This is a genomic window from Mucilaginibacter sp. PAMB04274 (assembly GCF_039634385.2).
Classification (GTDB): domain Bacteria; phylum Bacteroidota; class Bacteroidia; order Sphingobacteriales; family Sphingobacteriaceae; genus Mucilaginibacter.
This window is the reverse complement of record NZ_CP155081.2, coordinates 2,033,833-2,052,645: the sequence shown is the minus strand read 5'-3', so window position 1 is coordinate 2,052,645 and position 18,813 is coordinate 2,033,833. Positions and strand designations below refer to the sequence as shown.

The 18,813-nt window shown below is 41.4% G+C and carries 25 protein-coding genes; 10 read left to right on the top strand and 15 right to left on the bottom strand.

Annotation, left to right across the window (positions count from 1 at the left end):
- Nucleotides 1-8: 8 nt before the first annotated feature.
- On the top strand, nucleotides 9-527 hold the full coding sequence (gene purE, locus ABDD95_RS08605; RefSeq protein ID WP_345951478.1) for a 5-(carboxyamino)imidazole ribonucleotide mutase: 519 nt from the start codon (nucleotides 9-11) through the stop codon (nucleotides 525-527).
- Between the two features lie 57 nt (nucleotides 528-584).
- Here purE and ABDD95_RS08600 read toward each other — a convergent pair whose 3' ends face one another.
- Genes ABDD95_RS08600 through pdxH form a run of 3 tightly spaced genes read right to left on the bottom strand, consistent with a single transcriptional unit; the run spans nucleotide 585 to nucleotide 2,943 of the window.
- The gene (locus ABDD95_RS08600) at nucleotides 585-1,769 is read right to left on the bottom strand and encodes an NADH-quinone oxidoreductase subunit D (RefSeq protein ID WP_345951477.1); all 1,185 of its coding nucleotides are present in this window, start codon (nucleotides 1,767-1,769) and stop codon (nucleotides 585-587) included.
- Nucleotides 1,770-1,801: 32 nt separating this feature from the next.
- A complete protein-coding gene (locus ABDD95_RS08595) occupies nucleotides 1,802-2,299 on the bottom strand; it encodes an NADH-quinone oxidoreductase subunit C (RefSeq protein WP_345951476.1) in 498 nt (165 codons plus the stop codon).
- Entirely contained in the window at nucleotides 2,296-2,943 is a 648-nt protein-coding gene (gene pdxH / locus ABDD95_RS08590; protein WP_345951475.1) for a pyridoxamine 5'-phosphate oxidase, read from the bottom strand. The genes ABDD95_RS08595 and pdxH overlap by 4 nt, the downstream gene beginning before the upstream one ends.
- Before the next feature lie 97 nt (nucleotides 2,944-3,040).
- On the opposite strand from pdxH, the gene ABDD95_RS08585 reads away from it, so the two are divergent.
- A complete protein-coding gene (locus ABDD95_RS08585; protein ID WP_345951474.1) occupies nucleotides 3,041-3,604 on the top strand; it encodes a YqgE/AlgH family protein in 564 nt (187 codons plus the stop codon).
- An 88-nt stretch (nucleotides 3,605-3,692) separates the two neighbouring features.
- Here ABDD95_RS08585 and ABDD95_RS08580 read toward each other — a convergent pair whose 3' ends face one another.
- Both ABDD95_RS08580 and ABDD95_RS08575 read right to left on the bottom strand, forming a co-directional pair.
- On the bottom strand, nucleotides 3,693-4,796 hold the full coding sequence (locus ABDD95_RS08580; RefSeq protein WP_345951473.1) for a serine protease: 1,104 nt from the start codon (nucleotides 4,794-4,796) through the stop codon (nucleotides 3,693-3,695).
- A 10-nt stretch (nucleotides 4,797-4,806) separates the two neighbouring features.
- Nucleotides 4,807-5,376, bottom strand: a complete 570-nt coding sequence (locus tag ABDD95_RS08575; RefSeq protein WP_345951472.1) for a sigma-70 family RNA polymerase sigma factor — start codon at nucleotides 5,374-5,376, stop codon at nucleotides 4,807-4,809.
- A 125-nt stretch (nucleotides 5,377-5,501) separates the two neighbouring features.
- On the opposite strand from ABDD95_RS08575, the gene ABDD95_RS08570 reads away from it, so the two are divergent.
- The 3 genes from ABDD95_RS08570 to ABDD95_RS08560 all read left to right on the top strand — a co-directional run bounded on the left by ABDD95_RS08570 (nucleotide 5,502) and on the right by ABDD95_RS08560 (nucleotide 6,352).
- Nucleotides 5,502-5,687 (top strand): hypothetical protein, encoded by a 186-nt coding sequence (locus tag ABDD95_RS08570; protein ID WP_345951471.1) that lies wholly within the window; start codon nucleotides 5,502-5,504, stop codon nucleotides 5,685-5,687.
- Nucleotides 5,688-5,753: 66 nt separating this feature from the next.
- The gene (locus ABDD95_RS08565; protein WP_345951470.1) at nucleotides 5,754-6,032 is read left to right on the top strand and encodes a hypothetical protein; all 279 of its coding nucleotides are present in this window, start codon (nucleotides 5,754-5,756) and stop codon (nucleotides 6,030-6,032) included.
- A 119-nt stretch (nucleotides 6,033-6,151) separates the two neighbouring features.
- Entirely contained in the window at nucleotides 6,152-6,352 is a 201-nt protein-coding gene (locus ABDD95_RS08560; protein WP_345951469.1) for a hypothetical protein, read from the top strand.
- A 160-nt stretch (nucleotides 6,353-6,512) separates the two neighbouring features.
- Here the strand turns inward: ABDD95_RS08560 and ABDD95_RS08555 are convergent, their stop codons facing one another.
- The 5 genes from ABDD95_RS08555 to ABDD95_RS08535 all read right to left on the bottom strand — a co-directional run bounded on the left by ABDD95_RS08555 (nucleotide 6,513) and on the right by ABDD95_RS08535 (nucleotide 9,547).
- A complete protein-coding gene (locus tag ABDD95_RS08555; RefSeq protein ID WP_345951468.1) occupies nucleotides 6,513-6,827 on the bottom strand; it encodes a hypothetical protein in 315 nt (104 codons plus the stop codon).
- 162 nt (nucleotides 6,828-6,989) lie between these two features.
- Complete coding sequence (locus ABDD95_RS08550) at nucleotides 6,990-7,454, bottom strand: PA2169 family four-helix-bundle protein (protein WP_345951467.1); 465 nt, start codon at nucleotides 7,452-7,454, stop codon at nucleotides 6,990-6,992.
- A gap of 73 nt (nucleotides 7,455-7,527) precedes the next feature.
- On the bottom strand, nucleotides 7,528-7,695 hold the full coding sequence (locus tag ABDD95_RS08545; RefSeq protein ID WP_345951466.1) for a hypothetical protein: 168 nt from the start codon (nucleotides 7,693-7,695) through the stop codon (nucleotides 7,528-7,530).
- 92 nt (nucleotides 7,696-7,787) lie between these two features.
- Entirely contained in the window at nucleotides 7,788-8,963 is a 1,176-nt protein-coding gene (locus ABDD95_RS08540) for an alpha/beta hydrolase (protein WP_345951465.1), read from the bottom strand.
- Between the two features lie 86 nt (nucleotides 8,964-9,049).
- Nucleotides 9,050-9,547, bottom strand: a complete 498-nt coding sequence (locus tag ABDD95_RS08535) for a hypothetical protein (protein ID WP_345951464.1) — start codon at nucleotides 9,545-9,547, stop codon at nucleotides 9,050-9,052.
- A gap of 90 nt (nucleotides 9,548-9,637) precedes the next feature.
- Between ABDD95_RS08535 and ABDD95_RS08530 the strand changes: the two genes are divergently transcribed.
- Both ABDD95_RS08530 and mqnC read left to right on the top strand, forming a co-directional pair.
- Complete coding sequence (locus ABDD95_RS08530) at nucleotides 9,638-11,089, top strand: ATP-binding cassette domain-containing protein (RefSeq protein ID WP_345951463.1); 1,452 nt, start codon at nucleotides 9,638-9,640, stop codon at nucleotides 11,087-11,089.
- An 81-nt stretch (nucleotides 11,090-11,170) separates the two neighbouring features.
- Nucleotides 11,171-12,295 carry a cyclic dehypoxanthinyl futalosine synthase gene (gene mqnC, locus ABDD95_RS08525; RefSeq protein WP_345951462.1) on the top strand — a complete coding sequence of 375 codons (1,125 nt, stop codon included), beginning with the start codon at nucleotides 11,171-11,173 and terminating at the stop codon, nucleotides 12,293-12,295.
- A gap of 66 nt (nucleotides 12,296-12,361) precedes the next feature.
- On the opposite strand, the gene ABDD95_RS08520 is transcribed toward mqnC, so the two are convergent.
- Together ABDD95_RS08520 and ABDD95_RS08515 are read right to left on the bottom strand one after the other, a co-directional pair.
- On the bottom strand, nucleotides 12,362-13,261 hold the full coding sequence (locus ABDD95_RS08520; RefSeq protein ID WP_345951461.1) for a ferritin-like domain-containing protein: 900 nt from the start codon (nucleotides 13,259-13,261) through the stop codon (nucleotides 12,362-12,364).
- A gap of 26 nt (nucleotides 13,262-13,287) precedes the next feature.
- Nucleotides 13,288-13,983 (bottom strand): ferritin-like domain-containing protein, encoded by a 696-nt coding sequence (locus ABDD95_RS08515; protein WP_345951460.1) that lies wholly within the window; start codon nucleotides 13,981-13,983, stop codon nucleotides 13,288-13,290.
- Nucleotides 13,984-14,083: 100 nt separating this feature from the next.
- Here ABDD95_RS08515 and scpB point away from each other — a divergent pair, with 100 nt between their 5' ends.
- From scpB to ABDD95_RS08500, 3 genes are all read left to right on the top strand, one after another.
- On the top strand, nucleotides 14,084-14,644 hold the full coding sequence (scpB, locus tag ABDD95_RS08510; protein ID WP_345951459.1) for an SMC-Scp complex subunit ScpB: 561 nt from the start codon (nucleotides 14,084-14,086) through the stop codon (nucleotides 14,642-14,644).
- A gap of 119 nt (nucleotides 14,645-14,763) precedes the next feature.
- Entirely contained in the window at nucleotides 14,764-14,958 is a 195-nt protein-coding gene (locus ABDD95_RS08505; RefSeq protein ID WP_345951458.1) for a hypothetical protein, read from the top strand.
- 78 nt (nucleotides 14,959-15,036) lie between these two features.
- The gene (locus tag ABDD95_RS08500; RefSeq protein WP_345951457.1) at nucleotides 15,037-16,170 is read left to right on the top strand and encodes a GNAT family N-acetyltransferase; all 1,134 of its coding nucleotides are present in this window, start codon (nucleotides 15,037-15,039) and stop codon (nucleotides 16,168-16,170) included.
- Here ABDD95_RS08500 and ABDD95_RS08495 read toward each other — a convergent pair.
- The 3 genes from ABDD95_RS08495 to ABDD95_RS08485 all read right to left on the bottom strand — a co-directional run bounded on the left by ABDD95_RS08495 (nucleotide 16,151) and on the right by ABDD95_RS08485 (nucleotide 18,708).
- Nucleotides 16,151-16,966 (bottom strand): DUF1570 domain-containing protein, encoded by an 816-nt coding sequence (locus ABDD95_RS08495; protein WP_345951456.1) that lies wholly within the window; start codon nucleotides 16,964-16,966, stop codon nucleotides 16,151-16,153. The genes ABDD95_RS08500 and ABDD95_RS08495 overlap by 20 nt on opposite strands.
- A complete protein-coding gene (locus ABDD95_RS08490) occupies nucleotides 16,932-17,273 on the bottom strand; it encodes a helix-turn-helix transcriptional regulator (RefSeq protein ID WP_345951455.1) in 342 nt (113 codons plus the stop codon). The genes ABDD95_RS08495 and ABDD95_RS08490 overlap by 35 nt, the downstream gene beginning before the upstream one ends.
- A gap of 76 nt (nucleotides 17,274-17,349) precedes the next feature.
- On the bottom strand, nucleotides 17,350-18,708 hold the full coding sequence (locus ABDD95_RS08485) for a Mur ligase family protein (RefSeq protein ID WP_345951454.1): 1,359 nt from the start codon (nucleotides 18,706-18,708) through the stop codon (nucleotides 17,350-17,352).
- Between the last annotated feature and the right edge of the window lie 105 nt (nucleotides 18,709-18,813).

The window sequence follows — 18,813 nt, the reverse complement described above, 5'->3', positions numbered from 1 at the left end:
TTTAAAGAATGAACCAATTTAAAATAGGCATCATCATGGGCAGCAAGTCTGACCTTAATATTATGCAAGATGCTGCCGATGTATTAAGTGAACTAGGTGTAGACTATGAAATAACCGTAGTGTCGGCACACCGCACGCCCGACAGGTTGTTTGAATACGCTAAATCGGCCGCAGGCCGCGGATTAAAAGTGGTGATTGCCGGTGCAGGCGGTGCCGCCCATTTACCCGGCATGGTCGCCTCGTTAACGCATTTGCCTGTTATTGGTGTGCCGGTTAAATCCAGCAACTCTATTGATGGTTGGGATTCTGTACTTTCCATCCTGCAGATGCCAAATGGCATTCCGGTGGCTACTGTTGCGCTCAATGCAGCCAAAAATGCGGGGTTATTGGCCGCACAAATACTTTCTACTGCAGATGAAGATCTTGGGCACCGATTAATAGCTTATAAGCAGGATTTGGCCAAGAAGGTAACCGACTCGGCTTTGGAGATGAAACAACAAGGCTACCCTTCAGGGTACGACGATTAGGTAATGGTTGAAATGGCTTTAAACCCTGTCATATAACTAATGCGTATGGAGCGCAACCTACCTATCAACTTCGCCTAGTACAAAATCTATCGAACCTACAATAGCAATAAGGTCTGCGATCATTACACCCTTAGATATTTCGGATAAGACGTGCAAATTGTTGAAGCTCGGACCCCGTGCTTTTACACGAAATGGCACTTCCGACTTACCGTCTGCAATAAAGTAATAGCCTAATTCACCTTTAGAACCCTCGCCACGCATGTAATAGTCTTGAGCTTTCGGAATTATTTTACGTGGCAGCTTTGCCCTTGGGTCAAAGTCGGGCGTACGTTTAAGTTCTTTTTGCAGACGATCAAGGCATTGCTCAATGATTTTCAGCGACTCTTCAATCTCATCAACACGTACTTTATAGCGGTCCCAGCAATCACCTTTGGTACCCATTTCACCGGTCCCGGCAGGTATGTCAAAATCTATTTCAGGGTAAACTGAATAATTATCAATCCGTCTTAAATCCCACTTCAACCCCGATCCGCGTAACATCGGCCCGGAGCAGCCGTAATTTATCGCAACGTCGAGTGGTAAGATCCCCACATTAGCTGTACGACTAATAAAGATTTGGTTGTCGGTCAACAATCCGTTAAGCTCAACCATTTTTGGTTTAAAGTAGTCAACAAATTCACGGCATCGCTCTTCAAATCCCACCGGCAAATCAAAAAATAAACCACCAATCCATATATAGTTATAGAGCATACGTGAGCCCGAAGCCCATTCCAGCATGCCCATGATGTGCTCGCGATCTCTAAAACACCACAAAAAAGGCGTAAAAGCGCCAATATCTATTCCGTAAGTACCAATGGCAATCAAGTGTGCTGCAATGCGGTTAAGTTCGCACACCAGTACGCGTATATACTCTACCCGCTTGGGTATGTCTTTATCAATGCCCATCATGCGCTCAACGCCCATTACCCAAACGTGGCTATTATTCATAGAGGCCAGGTAATCCATACGGTCGGTAAACGGAATGGTTTGCTGGTAGGTAAGCGACTCGGCGTGCTTTTCAAAGCACCGGTGCAGGTAACCGGCATGCGGTATTACCTCTTTAACAATCTCACCATCGGTAATCAGTTCCAACCGTAACACTCCATGTGTAGACGGGTGCTGAGGCCCCATATTCAGAATCATATCCTGTGTGGCAGCCTGAGCTATTTTATGATGGTAACGTTCGAGTGCGTCGTTCTTCATGATTCTGGATTCTCAACCTCCAAAAGTCGAAATCAATCTATTTTTATGCCTTTGTAATATTCGGCCGCTTTGTAATCTTTCCTAACCGGGTAACCCTCCCAATCATCGGGCAGTAAAATGCGTCTTAAATCAGGGTGATTTTCAAAGAAAATTCCTAACAAATCATAAGCCTCGCGCTCATGCCAGTCGGCAGTGCGGTAAACTGATGAAACGCTGGGAAATACCGGTAGGTCTTCAATGTCGCGACCGTGTTCTTTACTTATTTTTAGCGTTAGCTGTGTTTGGTACGGTATGGAAGCCAAGTGGTACACTACCCCAAAGCGATTAGCCGTTATGCCATAATCCACGCCAGAAAGGCACGATAAGTAATCAAAATAGGTTGCCGGATTGTTACGAAGCTCAAGGCAAACATCTACAATACGTTCAGGCGAAATTATTAGGGCCGGCTGTAAACCGCCCACTTCTTCACCAATAATCACATTATTGCCTAAACGCTCAACGAGCAGTTGTTTAACTTCTTCAAACATCATGGCGCTAATCTCACAATTTTCCAGTCGCTTTTGCCGGCTTTCTTGTACAAAATACGGTCATGCAAACGGCTCGACCCACCCTGCCAAAACTCTACCAGCTGAGGTTTTAATATATAGCCACCCCAATAAGCCGGCTTAGGCACTTCTTTACCTTCATATTCTTTCTCCAACTGTTGCCACTTATTTTCCAAACTTCCACGGTTAGGTATTTCCTGGCTTTGCGGCGATGCCACAGCACCAATTTGGCTACCAAACGGACGGGAATGAAAATATTGTTCAGATTTTTCCTTGCTCAGCTTTTCGAGTGTACCTTCAATGCGCACCTGCCGTTCGAGCGGGCCCCAGAAAAACACCAGTGCTGCATGTGGGTTTTTCGCAATTTCTTTGCCTTTACGGCTCAGGTAGTTGGTATAAAACGAAAACCCTTGTTCATCAACACCTTTAAGCAGCACAATACGGGCCGAGGGTAATCCGTTAGTAGTTGCAGTGGCCAGCGTCATAGCGTTGGGCTCGTGTATTTCGGCAGCAACTGCATCATTAAACCAGCTTTCAAACTGCTTTAGGGGGTTACCTTTAACGGCAGCTTCAGATAAAGTACTGGCGCGGTAGTCCTGCCTTAGGTTTTGTAAATCTATTTTGTCCATTTTATGCAAACTTACTAATTGCTATTAATCATTTATCAGTGAAATGCTAAAATGAACATATTTCAACTGTTCATGTTATCTTAATAAATTGTAAACTATGTTAAGTACTATAACACCCGCATCAGGCCGCCTGTTAATTTCTGAACCTTTTATGATGGATCCTAATTTTAAGCGTTCGGTTATACTGCTGGCTGAGCATTCCGAAGAAGGCACATTGGGTTATGTACTTAACCAGCTCAGTGAGTACAAACTTGGGGATGTGTTACCTGATGCTGCTTACTCAGAAATGCCGGTTTATGTAGGCGGACCAGTGGCCAACAACACCCTGCACTTTATACACCGTTGCCCCGATAAAATTGAAGGCGGCGTTGAAATTTGGGACGGCATATATTGGGGTGGAAGCTTTGAACAGGTGAAGGAACTGCTCTCCACCTACCAAATCACCGAAGATGAGATTAAGTTTTTTGCCGGATACTCGGGCTGGACAACCGGCCAGCTAGACGCTGAGATACTGGAAGACACCTGGATTGTGGCTAATAAATTTAACCCTGAAATTCTTTTTACGCATGATGAGCAAAATTTATGGCGCGAGGTAGTAATAAGCCTGGGACAGCGCTATGCCCACATCGCTAATTTTCCGGAGAACCCAACACTGAACTAAGTAGATATAAGTAACACTCAAAAAGCTTAAATAAAAAAGGCCCTTCTCAGAATAAAGAAGGGCCCTTTTTATTTGATAAACGATGTAATTAATTGTACACCTTCACCATAAATACATAATCCTTAAGCTTTTTAAACTGCTGAGACTGATTTAAGCCAGTCAAACTGCTCTTGCTGTTTAAGGTTATCTTATTGTTAGTAGAATCTTTAGTTATTTCGCGGGCAATTTTAAACAGGTATTTTGATTTAATGGCGTAAGCAGCACCTTCAACCTGGGTTTGCTTACCGCTTATGATACCTATAATATTTCCTTTTCCATCAAGCACTGGGCCGCCGCTGTTGCCCGGATTAACTGGCAATGAAACCTGGTAAGCCACTGTATCACCATTTAAGCCATTTGCAGAGCTTAAATAGCCACGGCCTAACACCAATGAGTCGCCAGGAAAACCAACTGTATAAAGGTCTTCTCCTACATCACTCCGGCCCTTGCGAAAATTATAGGGTATGTTGCCTAAGGCAGTAAAAGCCGAATCATCGATTTTAAGTACAGCTATGTCGTATGCTGGTTCAGTAAAAATTAACTTTGTGTGATAAGAATCGCCGGCTGAATTTTGAACATATACAGAGTCGGCATTGCGGATCACATGGAAATTAGTAATAATGTAGCCGTTTGATGTTAAAGCAAAACCCGAACCTGCAAAAGTACCTGCACTAACCACCCGCTTACCCGACTTAATATCATGCAGTAAGGCTTTATTGCTACGCTCAGCATTTTCGGCTGTGCGCTTTATGCTTTGCATTTCGCGACGCAGGGCTGTGAAATTAGTAGTTGGCTTATTAAAATAACCGCTCAAGTAAAGTGTGCTTAAAATAGCGAATATAGCGATAGAGGCAGCCACCGATATTTTTGAATGATGGTTGCGCCACATTTTAACCACCCAGTTTGGATGAACAGTTAACTCTTCAGTAAGCGTATGCACATCAATTTCCTGGTGTATAGCGTTTAATCGTTTTTCCAGCTCAACACGCTCACCATATTGCTTAATCAAACCAACAAAGTGGGCATGATCAGTAATACGGCTATCAACGGTGGCATTTTCGCGACGCAAAGCTTCAAAACGTTGCTTTTCCTCGTCGTTCAGCTCACCGTTAAGGTACCGCTCTATTAATTCTGTTAGTTGTAACTCACTCATCGTATTACGCTTATGTTTGCTGAAAGAATAACTTTTTCAGCCGTTGCAGGCATTTGTATTTTTGAGTTTTGGCGTTATCTGCATTTGTATATCCAAACCTTTCACATATATCCTGCATGGAATGGTTGTGGATGTAAAAATCTTCAATAATTGTTTTACACGGCTCACCTAACAGCTTGAGTGCACCTTCCATCTTGGCAAACTGAATATCCTTTTCGGTATGCAGTTCGCTGTCATCTTCCATCACCAGGTGCTCCTGAAAATCTTTTATATCACCACCGTAACGGCTCATTTGGTGTAACCTTTTAAGCCAAAGTTTACGACAAACCGAGTATAAAAAGGTTTTCAATTTGCTGCTAAGCTCAAATTTTCCGCTTTTAACTTTGTTATAAAGAACAATGATGGCCTCCTGATAAACATCTTTTGCATCATCGGCCGTGCCATTATTATTAATGATTAGCTGCAACACCATCGGGAAATAAGCCACGTACAGTCGTTTTAAGATAGTTTCTGAATTGTTTAAGATTCCGAACACTACTTCACTATCTGTTGGTGCTGAACTATTTAACGCTTTACTCACTATTTAATACTGTTTATGCGAAATTGTAACCCATTATTGATAAAAAAAAATAATTAAGCAAATAAAGTTATGGGTTACCTTTCTTGCACAGCCCGGATTAAGGGTAAATAAAAACAACTACAACTATGAAGAACACAATGAAAGCTTTGGGCTTAGCAGTGGTAATTGCAGCCTTAACCTCATGCCAAAGCGGTACACCTAAAGGCACTACCGATTCGGTTGCAAATCATCCAAGCGATACTGGTACTTCTGTCACCGTTGATACCATGAGCACAAGTCCGGATACTGCTACTACTGATTCAACCAAATAAACACGTAAAATCTTGAAGATACTCACTATTTGAGAATCTCGCTAACACAACTCAAATTTTATACCCATGAAAAAAAATTTTAAAATTGTATTGGCCCTGGTAGCTTTGGCCAATATGCTGGTAGCTTGCGATGCCAGTGGCAACAAAAACACCGGCGACACAACATTGGTTGATTCGTCATCATCTGCACAATCCACTACCGACACAACTTACAAGGTCGACTCAACGAAAGTTGACACATCTGCTCTTGGCGATTCGTCGGCAACTGCAGCAGCAGGTGATACTGTTAGTAAAACCATCACCAAAAAAACTGTTGTTAAAAAAACAGTAAGTAAAAAGCAGTAATACTGAGGGTTTTATAGCGGTTGAAAAACTTTTTTATTTTTTTTTCAATTAAGCGGGTTACCTTTTGCAATTACCGGTATTAAAGAGAAACTATTAATCACTTATTAAAAGAAATTAAAATGAAAAATGCATTCAAATTCGGCTTTTTAGCCCTTGCTATCTCTGTATCAATGGTTGCTTGTAAAGGTTCTGGTTCAGGTTCATCTGCTGATTCTGATACTACTGCTGCTGCTGTTGACACAACTGTAAAAGTTGATTCAACTGTTACTGATACTGCTGCTGTTGATACTGCTGCTGCCGATACTACTAAAAAAATGTAATTTCTGCTTCAAGCAAATAAAAAACCCCAATGCATTAAGCATTGGGGTTTTTTATTGCTTAAATTTCCCGTATAAGTACTCAAAAAAAAATCCTTACCAATTTAACAGGCAAGGATTATTCAATTGTTCTTTTTAGGAAGCTTTACCTCTCCGGAAGAATTTATTTCTTTGTGGAATCTTTTTTTGCTGTGTCGGTTGCGGCAACCGGCGTAGGTGCTGCAGCTGTTGGTGCAGCCATAGTAGTGCGCGCACTAGGCTTGCCTTTAGGGATGGTCATACCACCTGAGCCGGAGTAATCTAACAAAGTAGCTCCGCCTGTGCTGGTAACTGTTTTAGAGGTATCTTTGTTCGACACATCGTAGTTATTTATATCCTTTACCGAGTCAGCAGCATCTTTGCTGGCATTGCCGACGTTGCACGCTTCGAACACAGAAACGCTGCCGGCAAGCATCATAAATAAAATTACTTTTTTCATCAATATGCTTATTGTAGTGATTGTTTAACAGCTTTAAAAGCTAAATGTTGTTTTCTGCTGCCAATATACAAAGATGCCTTCGCTTATGCGGCTTAACAGTAACAAAAAAGCATGCCGAAAACAAATCAGCATGCTTTAATGATTGATTGGAGTGGCTCTATTTTATTGCTCGGCTCTTTTAGCATCGCGCAAAGCTTTCACCTTATCGTGCGCTGCCTTTAAAGTAATATTCTGTTCGGTAAGCAAGTCTATTAAGTAAGCCGGCAGGTGCTCATTTTCTGTGGCAGATTTATAAGCCTTCTGCGTAGCATCCTCACCAAACTCACATTCTTCAAGCACACTTTTAGGATTATGGCCTGTAAAGAACGCCTTAACATTAATCCAGGTACGGTGTATATCACCACTGCTCGATGTAGTGTTTTCTACATCGCGTGCATAAGTTTGTACTTCGGTAGCTATGGCTAACTTAAATTGGTGACTATCGCCAATAAAGCTTGTAAAAAGCTTTTTCAAATCAGCATCCTCTTCAGGTGTTTCTTTAATAGCGCGTTCATAACCCTGTATACGGTCGTTATGAATCTTCACTAAGTCGTTTAATATCTCTACGGTTTGCTCTGTGTATTCCATCGTTTCGGCTTTTGCTTTTTAATAAATTATAAATGCGTTTGTTTTAACTTGACTATTGCTTGTGAAATGGTTACTATGACCTTCCTCTGAATAAAGAAAGTATCCACCAAATGATGGCGATAACAATAATTACGGCAATGATGCCTACATAAGCACCGGCTTTAAATATACCGGCTATGGCATCGCAACTGCTCAAAGTCATAACCAAGGCAGTTAATAATAACAGATTTAATTTTTTCATGATAAATGTTTTAAATAGATAGATGCTTATTAAATAAAAAACCTGCAATTTTTGTTTTGCAGGTTTGTATAAAGCGTTATAAAAAAGCTTTTTTACTTATTAAAGGCGCTTTTCAACTGGCTCACAGCATAAGCCTGGGCCTCCTTAGCATCGGGTACTAACGCTGCCATACCAAAAAACTCGTGCGTAACACCATTATACACCTTACGGTCAACCGTTACCCCCGCTGCTTTAAGTTTACTTTCCAACTTTTCGCCGTCACTTAAAAGAGGATCTAACTCGGCATTAATAATAGTAAACGGCGGCAAGCCTTTCAGGTTAGCAGCAACCAGGTTTAATCTGGGGTCTTTTGCTTCGGCCATAGTGTTGGTATAATTTTTCGTGAACCACATCATCATGCTTTTATCAAGTGGCCTTGCCTGAATATATTTGTTATATGACGGGCTAAACATGTCGGCACTTGCAATTGGGTAAACACTTACCACATGCACGGGGGCTTGCACCTTTTTATCACGGGCCATAATTGCCACGTTAGTTGCCAGGTTTCCGCCGGCGCTCTCCCCTACTACAGCAATTTTTTCCGGATCGCCTTTAATAGATGCTGCGTTTTTAACTACCCATTGATAGGCTTCAAATGAGTCGTTATGAGCGGTTGGAAACTTATGTTCCGGCGCTAAACGATAAGCAACTGATACCACAACAGCTTTAGTTTGATCGGCCAGCGATTTGGCAGAAGCGTCATACACATCAATGTTAGCAATAACAAAACCACCGCCATGATAATATACAATAACCGGTAACGGGCCATTAGCGCCTTGCGGTGTGTATACGCGTAAATGAATGTTACCACCTGTTACGGGTATATCTTTACCTAAGGTATCAACTTTCATTGCAGGTGTAGCAATGTTATAATCTTTCATCACATCCATTACAGCGTCGGTAGCGGTGTGGTTTTTACGGGCCTGTCCGGCCGTTAATTGTGGAATAGGTTTATCACCATAGCTAGCCAGCTTCTCCAGCACAACGGCCATCTGAGGTTTAATATCAGGCCCCCAAGCAGGCTTAGGCCCTTTTGGCTTAACACTATCCAAATTTGCACTTTGTGTACTGTCACCCATCGCTTGGGTAACCGTAGTTGTAGAGCTATCGGTTACTGTTGTAGTGCTTTCGCTACTGCTTTTGGGGTTGCTGCAGGCCGAAACCACTGCAATGCCGCATAAAAAAAGCCCCTTAATAACGAGGCTGCTTTTAAAATTAGTTTTTTTCATAAGTATTGTAGATGTATTGTTAATGTACACCTTATCAACCAATCAATTCTTAATTTGTTGATCAACACCCTGATAGTCTTAAAACACTATAGTTTTAAAATGTGTTGCTCTTTCACTTTGCTAGCTACCTGTTGTAATACCCCTGCATTCTTTCTATCTAACAGCTTTATTATGGCTGATGATACTACGCCTCCTGTAAAGTAATATAAGACCGACAACAACTGTGTTTGCGCTGTCCGGTTACTGTGCTTCTCGTTAAGTCCAAGTGGTTTTGGCAGTAACACTGCGCCTAAACCAGCGGCCAGGCCAAGGACTGTCCCTTTAAGCCAGGTTTTTTTGTCGCCCACACCGGTTAAGCTATAAAAAATGGTGTTGCTCACTATATCTCCAACCATGGTCATATAATAAAGCTTATCGCCCTCCGGCGGCTCAACACCTGCTTTTTGCAGCAATTTGGTTATAGATTCCATTCCCAGCAAATCCATACGGGGAGCATCTTCATCATTTTTTTTAATTACCTGATGTAAGACCGTAACAGCGCAAGCACCGGCAAAACCGCCTATCAACGCATGTAATAATTTCATAAGCAGCAATTTTGTAAGTAAAAGGTTTAAAGGTGCGTTTTTGTTCGTACCTACGTTATAATTTTTAATATTGCAACACAAGCTTTGTATATGTCTATTCTGTCTCTTCAAAATATTAGTATTAAAAACCGACAACATTTATTACTTAATAACGTCGGCTTTACGGTTAAACCGAGTGAGCATTGGTTGTTAGTAGGCCAGAGCGGCTCTGGTAAAACAGTGCTGCTTAACGCTATTGCAGGTGTTATGCCGCCAACGGCCGGTATACTAAATTACGGGCCAGATGTTAAGAACAGGATAGCGCTCGTTACCTCCAAACATCATTTTAAAGATAAAACCAACACAAGCAGCAATCTCTATTACCAGCAACGCTATAATTCATCAGACTCTGACCAAGCGCTCATTGTAGCTGAATACCTGGAAAACAAGCAGCCTGCCGTACCGGGTTCAACACATTGGACCGTTGACAAAGTGGTATCCTTGTTCCAACTTGAACATCTTTTAAGTAAAGAACTCATCAAACTATCAAACGGCGAAACCAAGCGATTAAGAATTGCTTCGGCATTGCTTGCTCAACCCAAAGTATTATTATTGGACGACCCACTATCGGGATTGGATCAGCAAACACAACGCAGCTTCAGTGGCATTTTAACTAAAATTATTGAAACAGGCATTACCATTGTAATGTCGGGAAGCGGACAAGAAATACCTACCCCTATTACACATGCAGCAGTTTTGGAACATGGTACCGTAACTCACACCATGCCGGTAGAGGAGCTCAGTCCTTTAATGACCAAACCAACGCTTACAATTAAACCGGAGGCCATAGAGGCGCTAACTTCGGGCTATGTTAAAGCGCCATTTGAATGGGTTATCAAAATGAGCCATGTAAACGTCGAATACGATAAACACATTATTTTGAACGATGTTGACTGGCTTGTTAAACCGGGCGAAAAGTGGGCATTGTTTGGTCATAACGGAGCTGGCAAATCAACGCTATTGAGTTTGATAAATGGTGATAACCCGCAAGCTTACGCTAATGACATAATTCTGTTCGACAAAAAACGCGGTACCGGCGAAAGCATTTGGGATATTAAGCAGAATATAGGATTTCTTTCACCCGAGCTATACCAATATTTCCCAGCCGATCAATCGGCCCTACAAGTAATAGAATCGGGTTTTTATGATACCCAAGGCTTGTTTAGGCCAAGTAGTGCGGCCAAAGCTGAAAAGGCTTTGCAGTGGCTTAAAGCCCTGAACATAGACCAGTATGCCACGCAGCTACTTAAAAACTTGCCAGCCAGCGCCCAGCGTTTATGCCTGCTGGCAAGAGCTGTTATTAAAAATCCTTACTTATTGATTTTGGACGAGCCTTGCCAGGGTTTGGATCAGCAGCAACGAGTGCTTTTTAATCAACTGGTTGATGCTATTGTTGAGGCTACCGGCGTTACGCTGATTTATGTCACACATTATCTGAATGAATTACCATTGTGCATTAATCAAACACTTAAACTTGACCAAGGGAAGGTGGTTAACAGCTAAAACCAGTATCAGTATTCTATCATATTATTGAGCACAGTTGCCCGTAATTGGCTTTGTCATAAATACAGGTTATCTTTGTGCATGAATACTGCCGATCTGTTACAACGCGCTCTAAACTTCGATTTTTTGAGTATTGATGAAGGCGTTTATTTGTATCACAATGCCTCTACCCCAGAGCTGATGTATGTGGCTAATGAGCTGCGTAAAGTTCAGGTTCCGCATGGTAAGGTTACCTGGCAAATTGATCGTAATGTTAATACAACTAATGTTTGTATAGCCAACTGTAAGTTTTGTAATTTCTTTCGCCGTCCGGGCCATGAAGACAGTTACATTACCGACCTTGAAACCTACAAGCAAAAGATAGAAGAAACGTTTCGCTTAGGCGGCGACCAGCTTTTACTGCAAGGCGGCCACCATCCCGACCTGGGCCTGTCTTTTTATACCGAACTGTTTGCAAAGTTGAAGGAGTTATACCCAGCATTAAAATTGCATTCCTTAGGCCCGCCCGAAATTGCACACGTGGCTAAGCTGGAAAGCATGAGCCATATTGACGTTTTAACGGCAATGAAAGCCGCTGGACTTGACTCGCTACCCGGCGCCGGGGCCGAAATTTTAAATGACCGCGTACGCCGTTTAATCTCAAAAGGCAAATGCGGCGGTCAGGAATGGCTGGATGTGATGCGTGCTGCACATAAAATTAATTTACCTACGTCGGCTACAATGATGTTTGGCCATGTGGAAACCATCTACGAGCGCTTTGAGCACTTGGTGTGGATACGCGAAGTACAGGCCGAAAAGCCGGAAGGCCACTATGGCTTTACTGCCTTTATTCCCTGGCCTTTTCAGGATGACGGCACTTTGCTGAGAAAAGTACGTGGCATAACCAACAACGTTACCGGTGATGAATACTTACGTATGATAGCGCTAAGCCGTATTATGTTACCTAATGTTAAAAACATCCAGGCCTCATGGCTTACTGTAGGCAAGCAGGTGGCGCAGCTTTGTTTGCACGCCGGCGCTAACGACTTTGGCTCGATTATGATTGAGGAGAACGTAGTATCAGCCGCTGGTGCGCCTCACCGTTTTACCGCACAAGGCATACAAAACTCAATTAAAGAAGCCGGCTTTGAACCACAATTGCGCAATCAAAAGTATGAATGGCGAGAAATGCCTGAGCAATTGGAAGAACAGGTAATAAATTATTAAAAGCTACAGCAATAAAAAAAAGCAACTCTAATTGAGTTGCTTTTTGCTTAACAAGCTATTTGTAACCTATTTAATTACAAAGTTGCTTAAAATTGCTAATGTCTGTTCTTTAGTCAACGGCTCATCAAATGATTCGGTTGCTGCTTTTACAGTGACACCAGAAATAGTGGTTAAATCTTTTCCTCCTTGTGACACGTTAGCTTCATTTTGATAAATTAAGTTAACTACCGATGGAGCTACAGAAATTCCACTTGCTGTTGTACCATCCTGAGTAACCCATGGACGGAAAGTTGTTGGTACACCTGAGGGACGCAACATACGTAGACGACGCAGGTATGAAGCATGACGCGCTTCAACAGAATGGATGTCTAAAGCTGCAGTTAAAACTACCGCGTTACCTTTCAAAAATCCAGCCTGGCCTTTGTAAGCTCTTACACCGGTATCCTCAAAAGCTTGCGCAACCGCTAAAAATACGTCGTAATCAGTAAACACTGAAGAAAACGGACCCGTACCTGCTGTGCTTTTTCCGCCAGAGTAGTCAAAAAACGCGTTTGTGTTACCAACAAGAATCGGGTCGGTTACACGCGCAGCATTTTCTGGGCTGATAGCTGTTTTCAACTGGTCTTTAAGAAACCTAACGTGATTATTTTCGTCGTTTCTGATTAGCGTAATCGCATCACGCGCTGTACCAGCCGGAACAATGTTTCTTGCTATTGCGGTGTTGTAAAAGCAAGCCTCTGTTAACTCAGCAGTTAAGGCAAAGTTTAATACATCGGTTACTGATGGAATAGCTGTTTGGCCATAGGCTTTTTTGAACAGTGTACTAAAAGCAAATGGCAAAGCAGCAACCGCTACTTTTGAACCAAAGCTTGTAATATTTCTTATGGCAGCTCTGCGCGGACTAATTCTGTCGGCAAATTCTGGGTCGGCTGCTTGTATCTCGTTAAATAAATTTAAAAAATCCATTTTCGTTTGTTTTTGATAGATGATAATTAAGCGCCTAATGCAGGAGCAGATAGTGGTTTACCAGTAATAAAGGAATTTGCTATTGGCAATACCTGACTTGGAGCTTTATGTTTTTCCAAACCAGTGCTTAAATCTAAAATGCTTTCATCAGCCAGGTTTTGGTTTAACAGGTTGCGAATTAATGCAGCATGACGGGCTTCAACTGATACAATTTTACCCGCTAACACCAAATATTCGGTTGTTTGAATTAAAGCACCAGCGCCATTGTAAGCAGCTACACCTAAATCTTCAAAAGTTTTGGCAGCCGTTAACACTGCGGTTCTGTCGTTGAAGTTGATAGTAGCGAAATTTGCTGTTAAATCTGGTATAGCATTACCACCAAGGGCAGCTTTAAAAAATGCTGCGTGGATAACTTCGTGATCGCGAATATCGGTCAGTAAAGCCGTTTCATCGGCGTTCATGCCAGAATACTTTGAGTCGATCACTCGCTTATAAAAGGCAGCCTCTAATTGCTCAAGTGCATAAGCATAATTTAAAACGGCAATGTCGCCAGTACCTAAATCAATTACTTGAGGGTCGCTTACTACGCCACCATGTTTTTGGCATGATGCTGCAGTTGCCAGTACACCAGCTGCTACAGCGCCCGCGCCAGCATACTTCAGGAACGACCGTCTGGCCATTCTAGAATCAGCCACAAAGGTTTCTTGTGTTGTTGTTTTCATAAGTAAAAAATGTTAATTATTAGATTACAGTTACTACAACGTACGCAGGTTTTAGTTTTACGGTTCTCACAACTACACGTTTTCTTTTACATTTGCTGAGGTGGCACAATTTGAACAGAATATTGAAGCGTTAATTTTCGCATCGGAGCAAGGCATCCGCATGGAAGAAATCATGTATTGCTTGCAGGCAGCTTTGAACACAGAGATCGACGAATCGGCAGTGATAAAGGCTATTAGCAATGTTACCAAAAAGTATGAAGCTGATGCTTTTGCTATTGAACTGGTTAAGATTAATAACGGTTATCAATTTCTAACAAAAAAAGTGTTTCACCCGGTTATTAGCCAGTTACAGCTGCAACGCTCCAAGAAAAAGCTTAGCCAGGCGGCTTTAGAAACTTTAGCTATTATTGCCTACAAGCAGCCGGTTACGAAGCTGGAAGTTGAGCAGATACGAGGCGTTAATTGCGATTATTCAATTCAGAAGTTACTGGAAAAGGAGCTAATTACTATTACCGGGAAAGCCGAAACCGTTGGGAAGCCCCTATTGTACGCTACGAGTAACCTGTTTGCCGATTACATGGGAATAAACAGTTTGAAAGACCTGCCCGCTATGAACGAACTAAGCGACCCGGCAAATACTATTGGTAATCAGCAGGAATAAATTTCGGGCTAATTTTTAACAAAACTGTTTTTTAATTATTTTTGATGTAAAGCAATTGCGATAAACACTTATTTTAAACTACTGGATTTAGAAACAAAAACCACTAATTACCATTCATCATGCAAACGCCAAAAAAAACCGTAAGCAATAGCGCTTCTTTTAAAAGTGCCGCTGTTAACACCGCCGAAAAGCCGGCAGAGCAAAAAAGATTTGATGACGAAGATGATTTTGATAACGACTTTAATGACGAACCGTTAGATGACTTAGATTACGACGGCGCAAACCGTTATGACGATGAAGACGACGATTATTAATCTGTATAATTAAGCTTTATATTTAGCATCCGGCTTAAATCGGATGCTTTTTTATTTTATCTGCCTTTTAAATATTTCATGACCATAACTGAAGTTAGCAACAAACAAACACGCCAGGCTTTTTTAGATACTGCACGTTACATTTATCAGCATGATTCCAACTGGATATGCCCGCTTGATAACGATATTGAAGCAGTGTTTGATCCGTCTAAAAACGTTTTCTTTAATTTCGGAAAAGCTTGTCGCTGGATCCTGACAGATGATGATGGAAAGCCCGCCGGGCGGGTTGCCGCTTTTATTAATAACAAAAAGGCTTTTAATTATGAGCAACCCACCGGCGGCATGGGATTTTTTGAATGTATTGAAAATGAAAAAGCAGCTGTTTTACTGTTTGACACAGCCAAAACTTGGCTACAGCAAAACGGCATGCAAGCAATGGATGGCCCTATAAATTTTGGCGAAAACGACATGTTTTGGGGCCTATTGATTGATGGCTTTGTACCACAGTCGTACGGCATGAACTATAACCCGCCTTACTATAAGCAGTATTTTGACAACTTTGGTTTTAAAACACTGTACGAACAGATAACCAATCACATCAGTGCACACAAGCCCTTCCCCGAACGCTTTACCAAAATTGCTAATTGGGTAGCTCAAAAACCGGGTTATACTTTTAAACACTTAAAAGCATCACAAATTGACCGCTTTGCGGCAGATTTTATGGAGATTTATAATGACGCCTGGAAAGACTTTGAAAACTTTGTGCCTATAGAACGTGCCACTATTTTAGAGAGTTTCCGGAAGATGAAGGTGATTATGGACGAAAATCTTATTTGGTTTGCTTACGTAGATAATGAGCCGGCTGCGTTCGTTGTTGTATTGCCTGACGCTAACCAAATGATAAAAACCCTGAATGGAAAGTTAGACCTGATAGGCAAACTGAAGTTTTTATATTATAAGTGGAAAGGTGTTAACCGTATGCGTGCAATTGTAATGGGTACCAAAACAAAGTTTCAGAAACATGGTCTTGAATCTGTTTTATTCATCAAACTAAAAGAATACGTACTGCCGCTTAACCAATACGACGAGATGGAACTTTCATGGGTGGGCGATTTTAACGATAAGATGATTGCCTTGCATGAGGCAATGGGCGGCGTATTCGGAAAAAAGCATGCAACCATGCGCTGCTTATTTAACGATAATAAAGCTTAAGCCGGTTATGCAATATTTCCAGATCGCTGTACGCCAAACCTAAGGCATCAACTGATGATTTATCATCCTGCAGTGCACTGAATATATAGTTCATAAACTGCGGATTCGTTTTAACAATATAGTAAACCAAAGCATAAGCAACATCATAACGAAAAGTTAGTTCTTCTTTCTTATTCCAGCCTGCATTGGTTTGTTCGCTAAGAAAATCATACAGGTCAAGCTTTCCGTCTCGCACGTATTCCTTCATGCGTTGTAAGCGGCCGGGTTGCGCATTTATGTAAATAGCACCGTTATCACCTACATATATCTCTTCAATAAACTCAGCCAAACCTTCGTCTACCCACCTTGGCATTCGTTTTACATTCTGAAAGTGCATAAAAAGGTGACTGACCTCATGATTAATGACGTGCTGAAAACCTTCACCTTTAAATACGAAACACTCCTTAGTAGCAGGACTGTAAAACCCGGTGTGCGTAACAGTTACATTAGCTTCTTTTTTTGCCTGATTAAACTGGCTACGCTTACTGAACAGATTTATAACAACAGGTAAAGAGTCGGGTATGGATTTGGCGAATAAGCCGTTGTAGATGTTAGCCTGATATTTTATCAAGCGGCCAAGCGAAATAGTATCTTGCTGAGATAACTTGCCGCCTATTGTATTGATGGAGATCTTTTGGGCTTGGGCGGCTAATGAGAGAAAAAGGAATAAAAGTATTACGGCCAGTGAAAATCTGTTAAAATCTTTACTGGCCGTTAAATAATTAAGCAGTTGCTTTGGTCTGTCTAAGCTCCTCAAACAGCTCTATTACTTTCTTCTGAAGGTCAATAACTTCCGTCTCTCTATCCATTAACTTCTTATTAACGTTCTCCAGCTCGTTCACATATTTTTGTTCGTACTCGGCATCGTTAAATGTAAGTAACTGAACCACTGACATTTCAAACAAATTAGCTATTTGCTCTAATCGCGATAGGTTGATATCTGTAATACCTGTTTCAATTTTTGAAAATGCAGGGATCGAGATGTCTAGCCTCTTGGCCACATCTTCCTGACTCCAACCTTTTTGATGTCTTAATAATCTAATTTTTTTGCCCAGTGTTTTCATTTTTTTGTTTTTGGATAAGGATTTCTCAATAGTTAATAAAGTTACAATAAAATATTTAAATATTAAAAATCCAAGTTCATTTATTTAATATTTTCACAGCTAAATCGTTTAAATCAACACCTCCAAAGTTTCCGGAGCTCATTAATAACAAGTTTTTATCGGTATAATCCTGTTGTTGTAAAAAAGCCTCTAAAACCTCCGGCTGATTATAAAATTGAAGCGTAGGCATGTCGAATGCTTCTTTTACGAAATCTTCGCCATAAGGTTCCATCTTTTTTTGAATAAACGTGTGTGCATCAATAAAAACAATGGCATGGTCGGCCTCATTCATACAACCAGCGTACTCATGCAAAAATTCCTTATTTAAGCTGCTAAATGTATGCAGCTCCATACAGGCAATGAGCTTACGGTCCGGAAACTGCGATTTAACTGCATTTATGGTAGCCTTTAGCTTTGACGGAGAATGTGCAAAATCTTTATAAATGTTGGTTGCTTCATTTTTTCCGAGCAACTCCAACCTGCATGCGGCTCCTTTAAAGGTTACCATACTGCTGTAAAAATCATCAGTACTTATACCCAACTCTCCGCATATGTTACGGGCAGCTTCTATATTGAGCAGATTGTGTTCACCAAATACTTCTAACGGGTATTGCTTTTCTTTATAAGTAATAATGGTTATGCCATTAACAACTTCGTATTGGGGTAATTGGTATTTTATCTTGTTAATTTTTGACGTGTTAGCTGCAATTACTTTTTGCAAGGCTTCATCGTTACCGGCGTAAAAAACAGTGCCTCCAGGAACCATAGTTTGAATAAATATTTCAAACTGCTCTGTATAATTTTCGAATGTAGGAAACACATTGATGTGATCCCACGCTATGCCGCTCAAGACGGCCAAGTTGGCTTTATATAAATGAAACTTGGGGCGGCGGTCTATAGGCGACGAAAGATATTCATCGCCTTCAATAACGATAAGTGGCGCATCGCTTAGTTTCACCATTGTATCAAAACCTTGCAATTGCGCGCCTACCAGGTAGTCAAAATCTTTACCGGCAGCTTGCAAAGCGTGCAAAATCATTGAGGTAATAGTTGTTTTTCCATGGCTTCCTCCTACCACCACACGCAGTTTGTCTTTAGATTGTTCATACACATATTCTGGGTACGAAAAAATCTTGAGGCCCTTTTGCTGCGCTTCCAATAGTTCTGGATTATCTGGCCGGGCGTGCATGCCTAAAATCACTGCGTCCAGATCGGGTGTAATTTTTTCAGGATACCAGCCATTTTGCTCTGGCAACAAACCGTACCTGGATAGCCGCGACACTGATGGTTCGTAAATGGCATCATCCGAGCCTGATACGATAAATCCCTTTTTATGTAAGGCGATAGCCAGGTTATGCATAGCACTGCCACCTATGGCTATAAAATGTACTTTCATGTAAATTGTTAGCAATTGAGCAACTGGGTGCAAAGAAAAGCAAAAATCAGCTATTTGTGATTATTACGATGTATGCATTTTCATCATCAAGATCTTAAATGACAA

What these genes read in the sequence shown, in the direction of transcription:
- ABDD95_RS08565 (WP_345951470.1), top strand. Translation starts at nt 5,754, where the DNA reads ATGAAAAAAAATTTTAAAATTGTATTGGCCCTGGTAGCTTTGGCCAAT.
- ABDD95_RS08490 (WP_345951455.1), bottom strand. Translation starts at nt 17,273, where the DNA reads ATGAAAACACTGGGCAAAAAAATTAGATTATTAAGACATCAAAAAGGT.
- ABDD95_RS08515 (WP_345951460.1), bottom strand. Translation starts at nt 13,983, where the DNA reads ATGAAAACAACAACACAAGAAACCTTTGTGGCTGATTCTAGAATGGCC.
- ABDD95_RS08580 (WP_345951473.1), bottom strand. Translation starts at nt 4,796, where the DNA reads ATGAGTGAGTTACAACTAACAGAATTAATAGAGCGGTACCTTAACGGT.
- ABDD95_RS08570 (WP_345951471.1), top strand. Translation starts at nt 5,502, where the DNA reads ATGAAGAACACAATGAAAGCTTTGGGCTTAGCAGTGGTAATTGCAGCC.
- ABDD95_RS08555 (WP_345951468.1), bottom strand. Translation starts at nt 6,827, where the DNA reads ATGAAAAAAGTAATTTTATTTATGATGCTTGCCGGCAGCGTTTCTGTG.
- ABDD95_RS08520 (WP_345951461.1), bottom strand. Translation starts at nt 13,261, where the DNA reads ATGGATTTTTTAAATTTATTTAACGAGATACAAGCAGCCGACCCAGAA.
- ABDD95_RS08500 (WP_345951457.1), top strand. Translation starts at nt 15,037, where the DNA reads ATGACCATAACTGAAGTTAGCAACAAACAAACACGCCAGGCTTTTTTA.
- purE (WP_345951478.1), top strand. Translation starts at nt 9, where the DNA reads ATGAACCAATTTAAAATAGGCATCATCATGGGCAGCAAGTCTGACCTT.
- mqnC (WP_345951462.1), top strand. Translation starts at nt 11,171, where the DNA reads ATGAATACTGCCGATCTGTTACAACGCGCTCTAAACTTCGATTTTTTG.
- ABDD95_RS08550 (WP_345951467.1), bottom strand. Translation starts at nt 7,454, where the DNA reads ATGGAATACACAGAGCAAACCGTAGAGATATTAAACGACTTAGTGAAG.
- ABDD95_RS08535 (WP_345951464.1), bottom strand. Translation starts at nt 9,547, where the DNA reads ATGAAATTATTACATGCGTTGATAGGCGGTTTTGCCGGTGCTTGCGCT.
- ABDD95_RS08505 (WP_345951458.1), top strand. Translation starts at nt 14,764, where the DNA reads ATGCAAACGCCAAAAAAAACCGTAAGCAATAGCGCTTCTTTTAAAAGT.
- ABDD95_RS08530 (WP_345951463.1), top strand. Translation starts at nt 9,638, where the DNA reads ATGTCTATTCTGTCTCTTCAAAATATTAGTATTAAAAACCGACAACAT.
- pdxH (WP_345951475.1), bottom strand. Translation starts at nt 2,943, where the DNA reads ATGGACAAAATAGATTTACAAAACCTAAGGCAGGACTACCGCGCCAGT.
- ABDD95_RS08485 (WP_345951454.1), bottom strand. Translation starts at nt 18,708, where the DNA reads ATGAAAGTACATTTTATAGCCATAGGTGGCAGTGCTATGCATAACCTG.
- ABDD95_RS08595 (WP_345951476.1), bottom strand. Translation starts at nt 2,299, where the DNA reads ATGATGTTTGAAGAAGTTAAACAACTGCTCGTTGAGCGTTTAGGCAAT.
- ABDD95_RS08600 (WP_345951477.1), bottom strand. Translation starts at nt 1,769, where the DNA reads ATGAAGAACGACGCACTCGAACGTTACCATCATAAAATAGCTCAGGCT.
- ABDD95_RS08545 (WP_345951466.1), bottom strand. Translation starts at nt 7,695, where the DNA reads ATGAAAAAATTAAATCTGTTATTATTAACTGCCTTGGTTATGACTTTG.
- ABDD95_RS08540 (WP_345951465.1), bottom strand. Translation starts at nt 8,963, where the DNA reads ATGAAAAAAACTAATTTTAAAAGCAGCCTCGTTATTAAGGGGCTTTTT.
- ABDD95_RS08585 (WP_345951474.1), top strand. Translation starts at nt 3,041, where the DNA reads ATGTTAAGTACTATAACACCCGCATCAGGCCGCCTGTTAATTTCTGAA.
- ABDD95_RS08560 (WP_345951469.1), top strand. Translation starts at nt 6,152, where the DNA reads ATGAAAAATGCATTCAAATTCGGCTTTTTAGCCCTTGCTATCTCTGTA.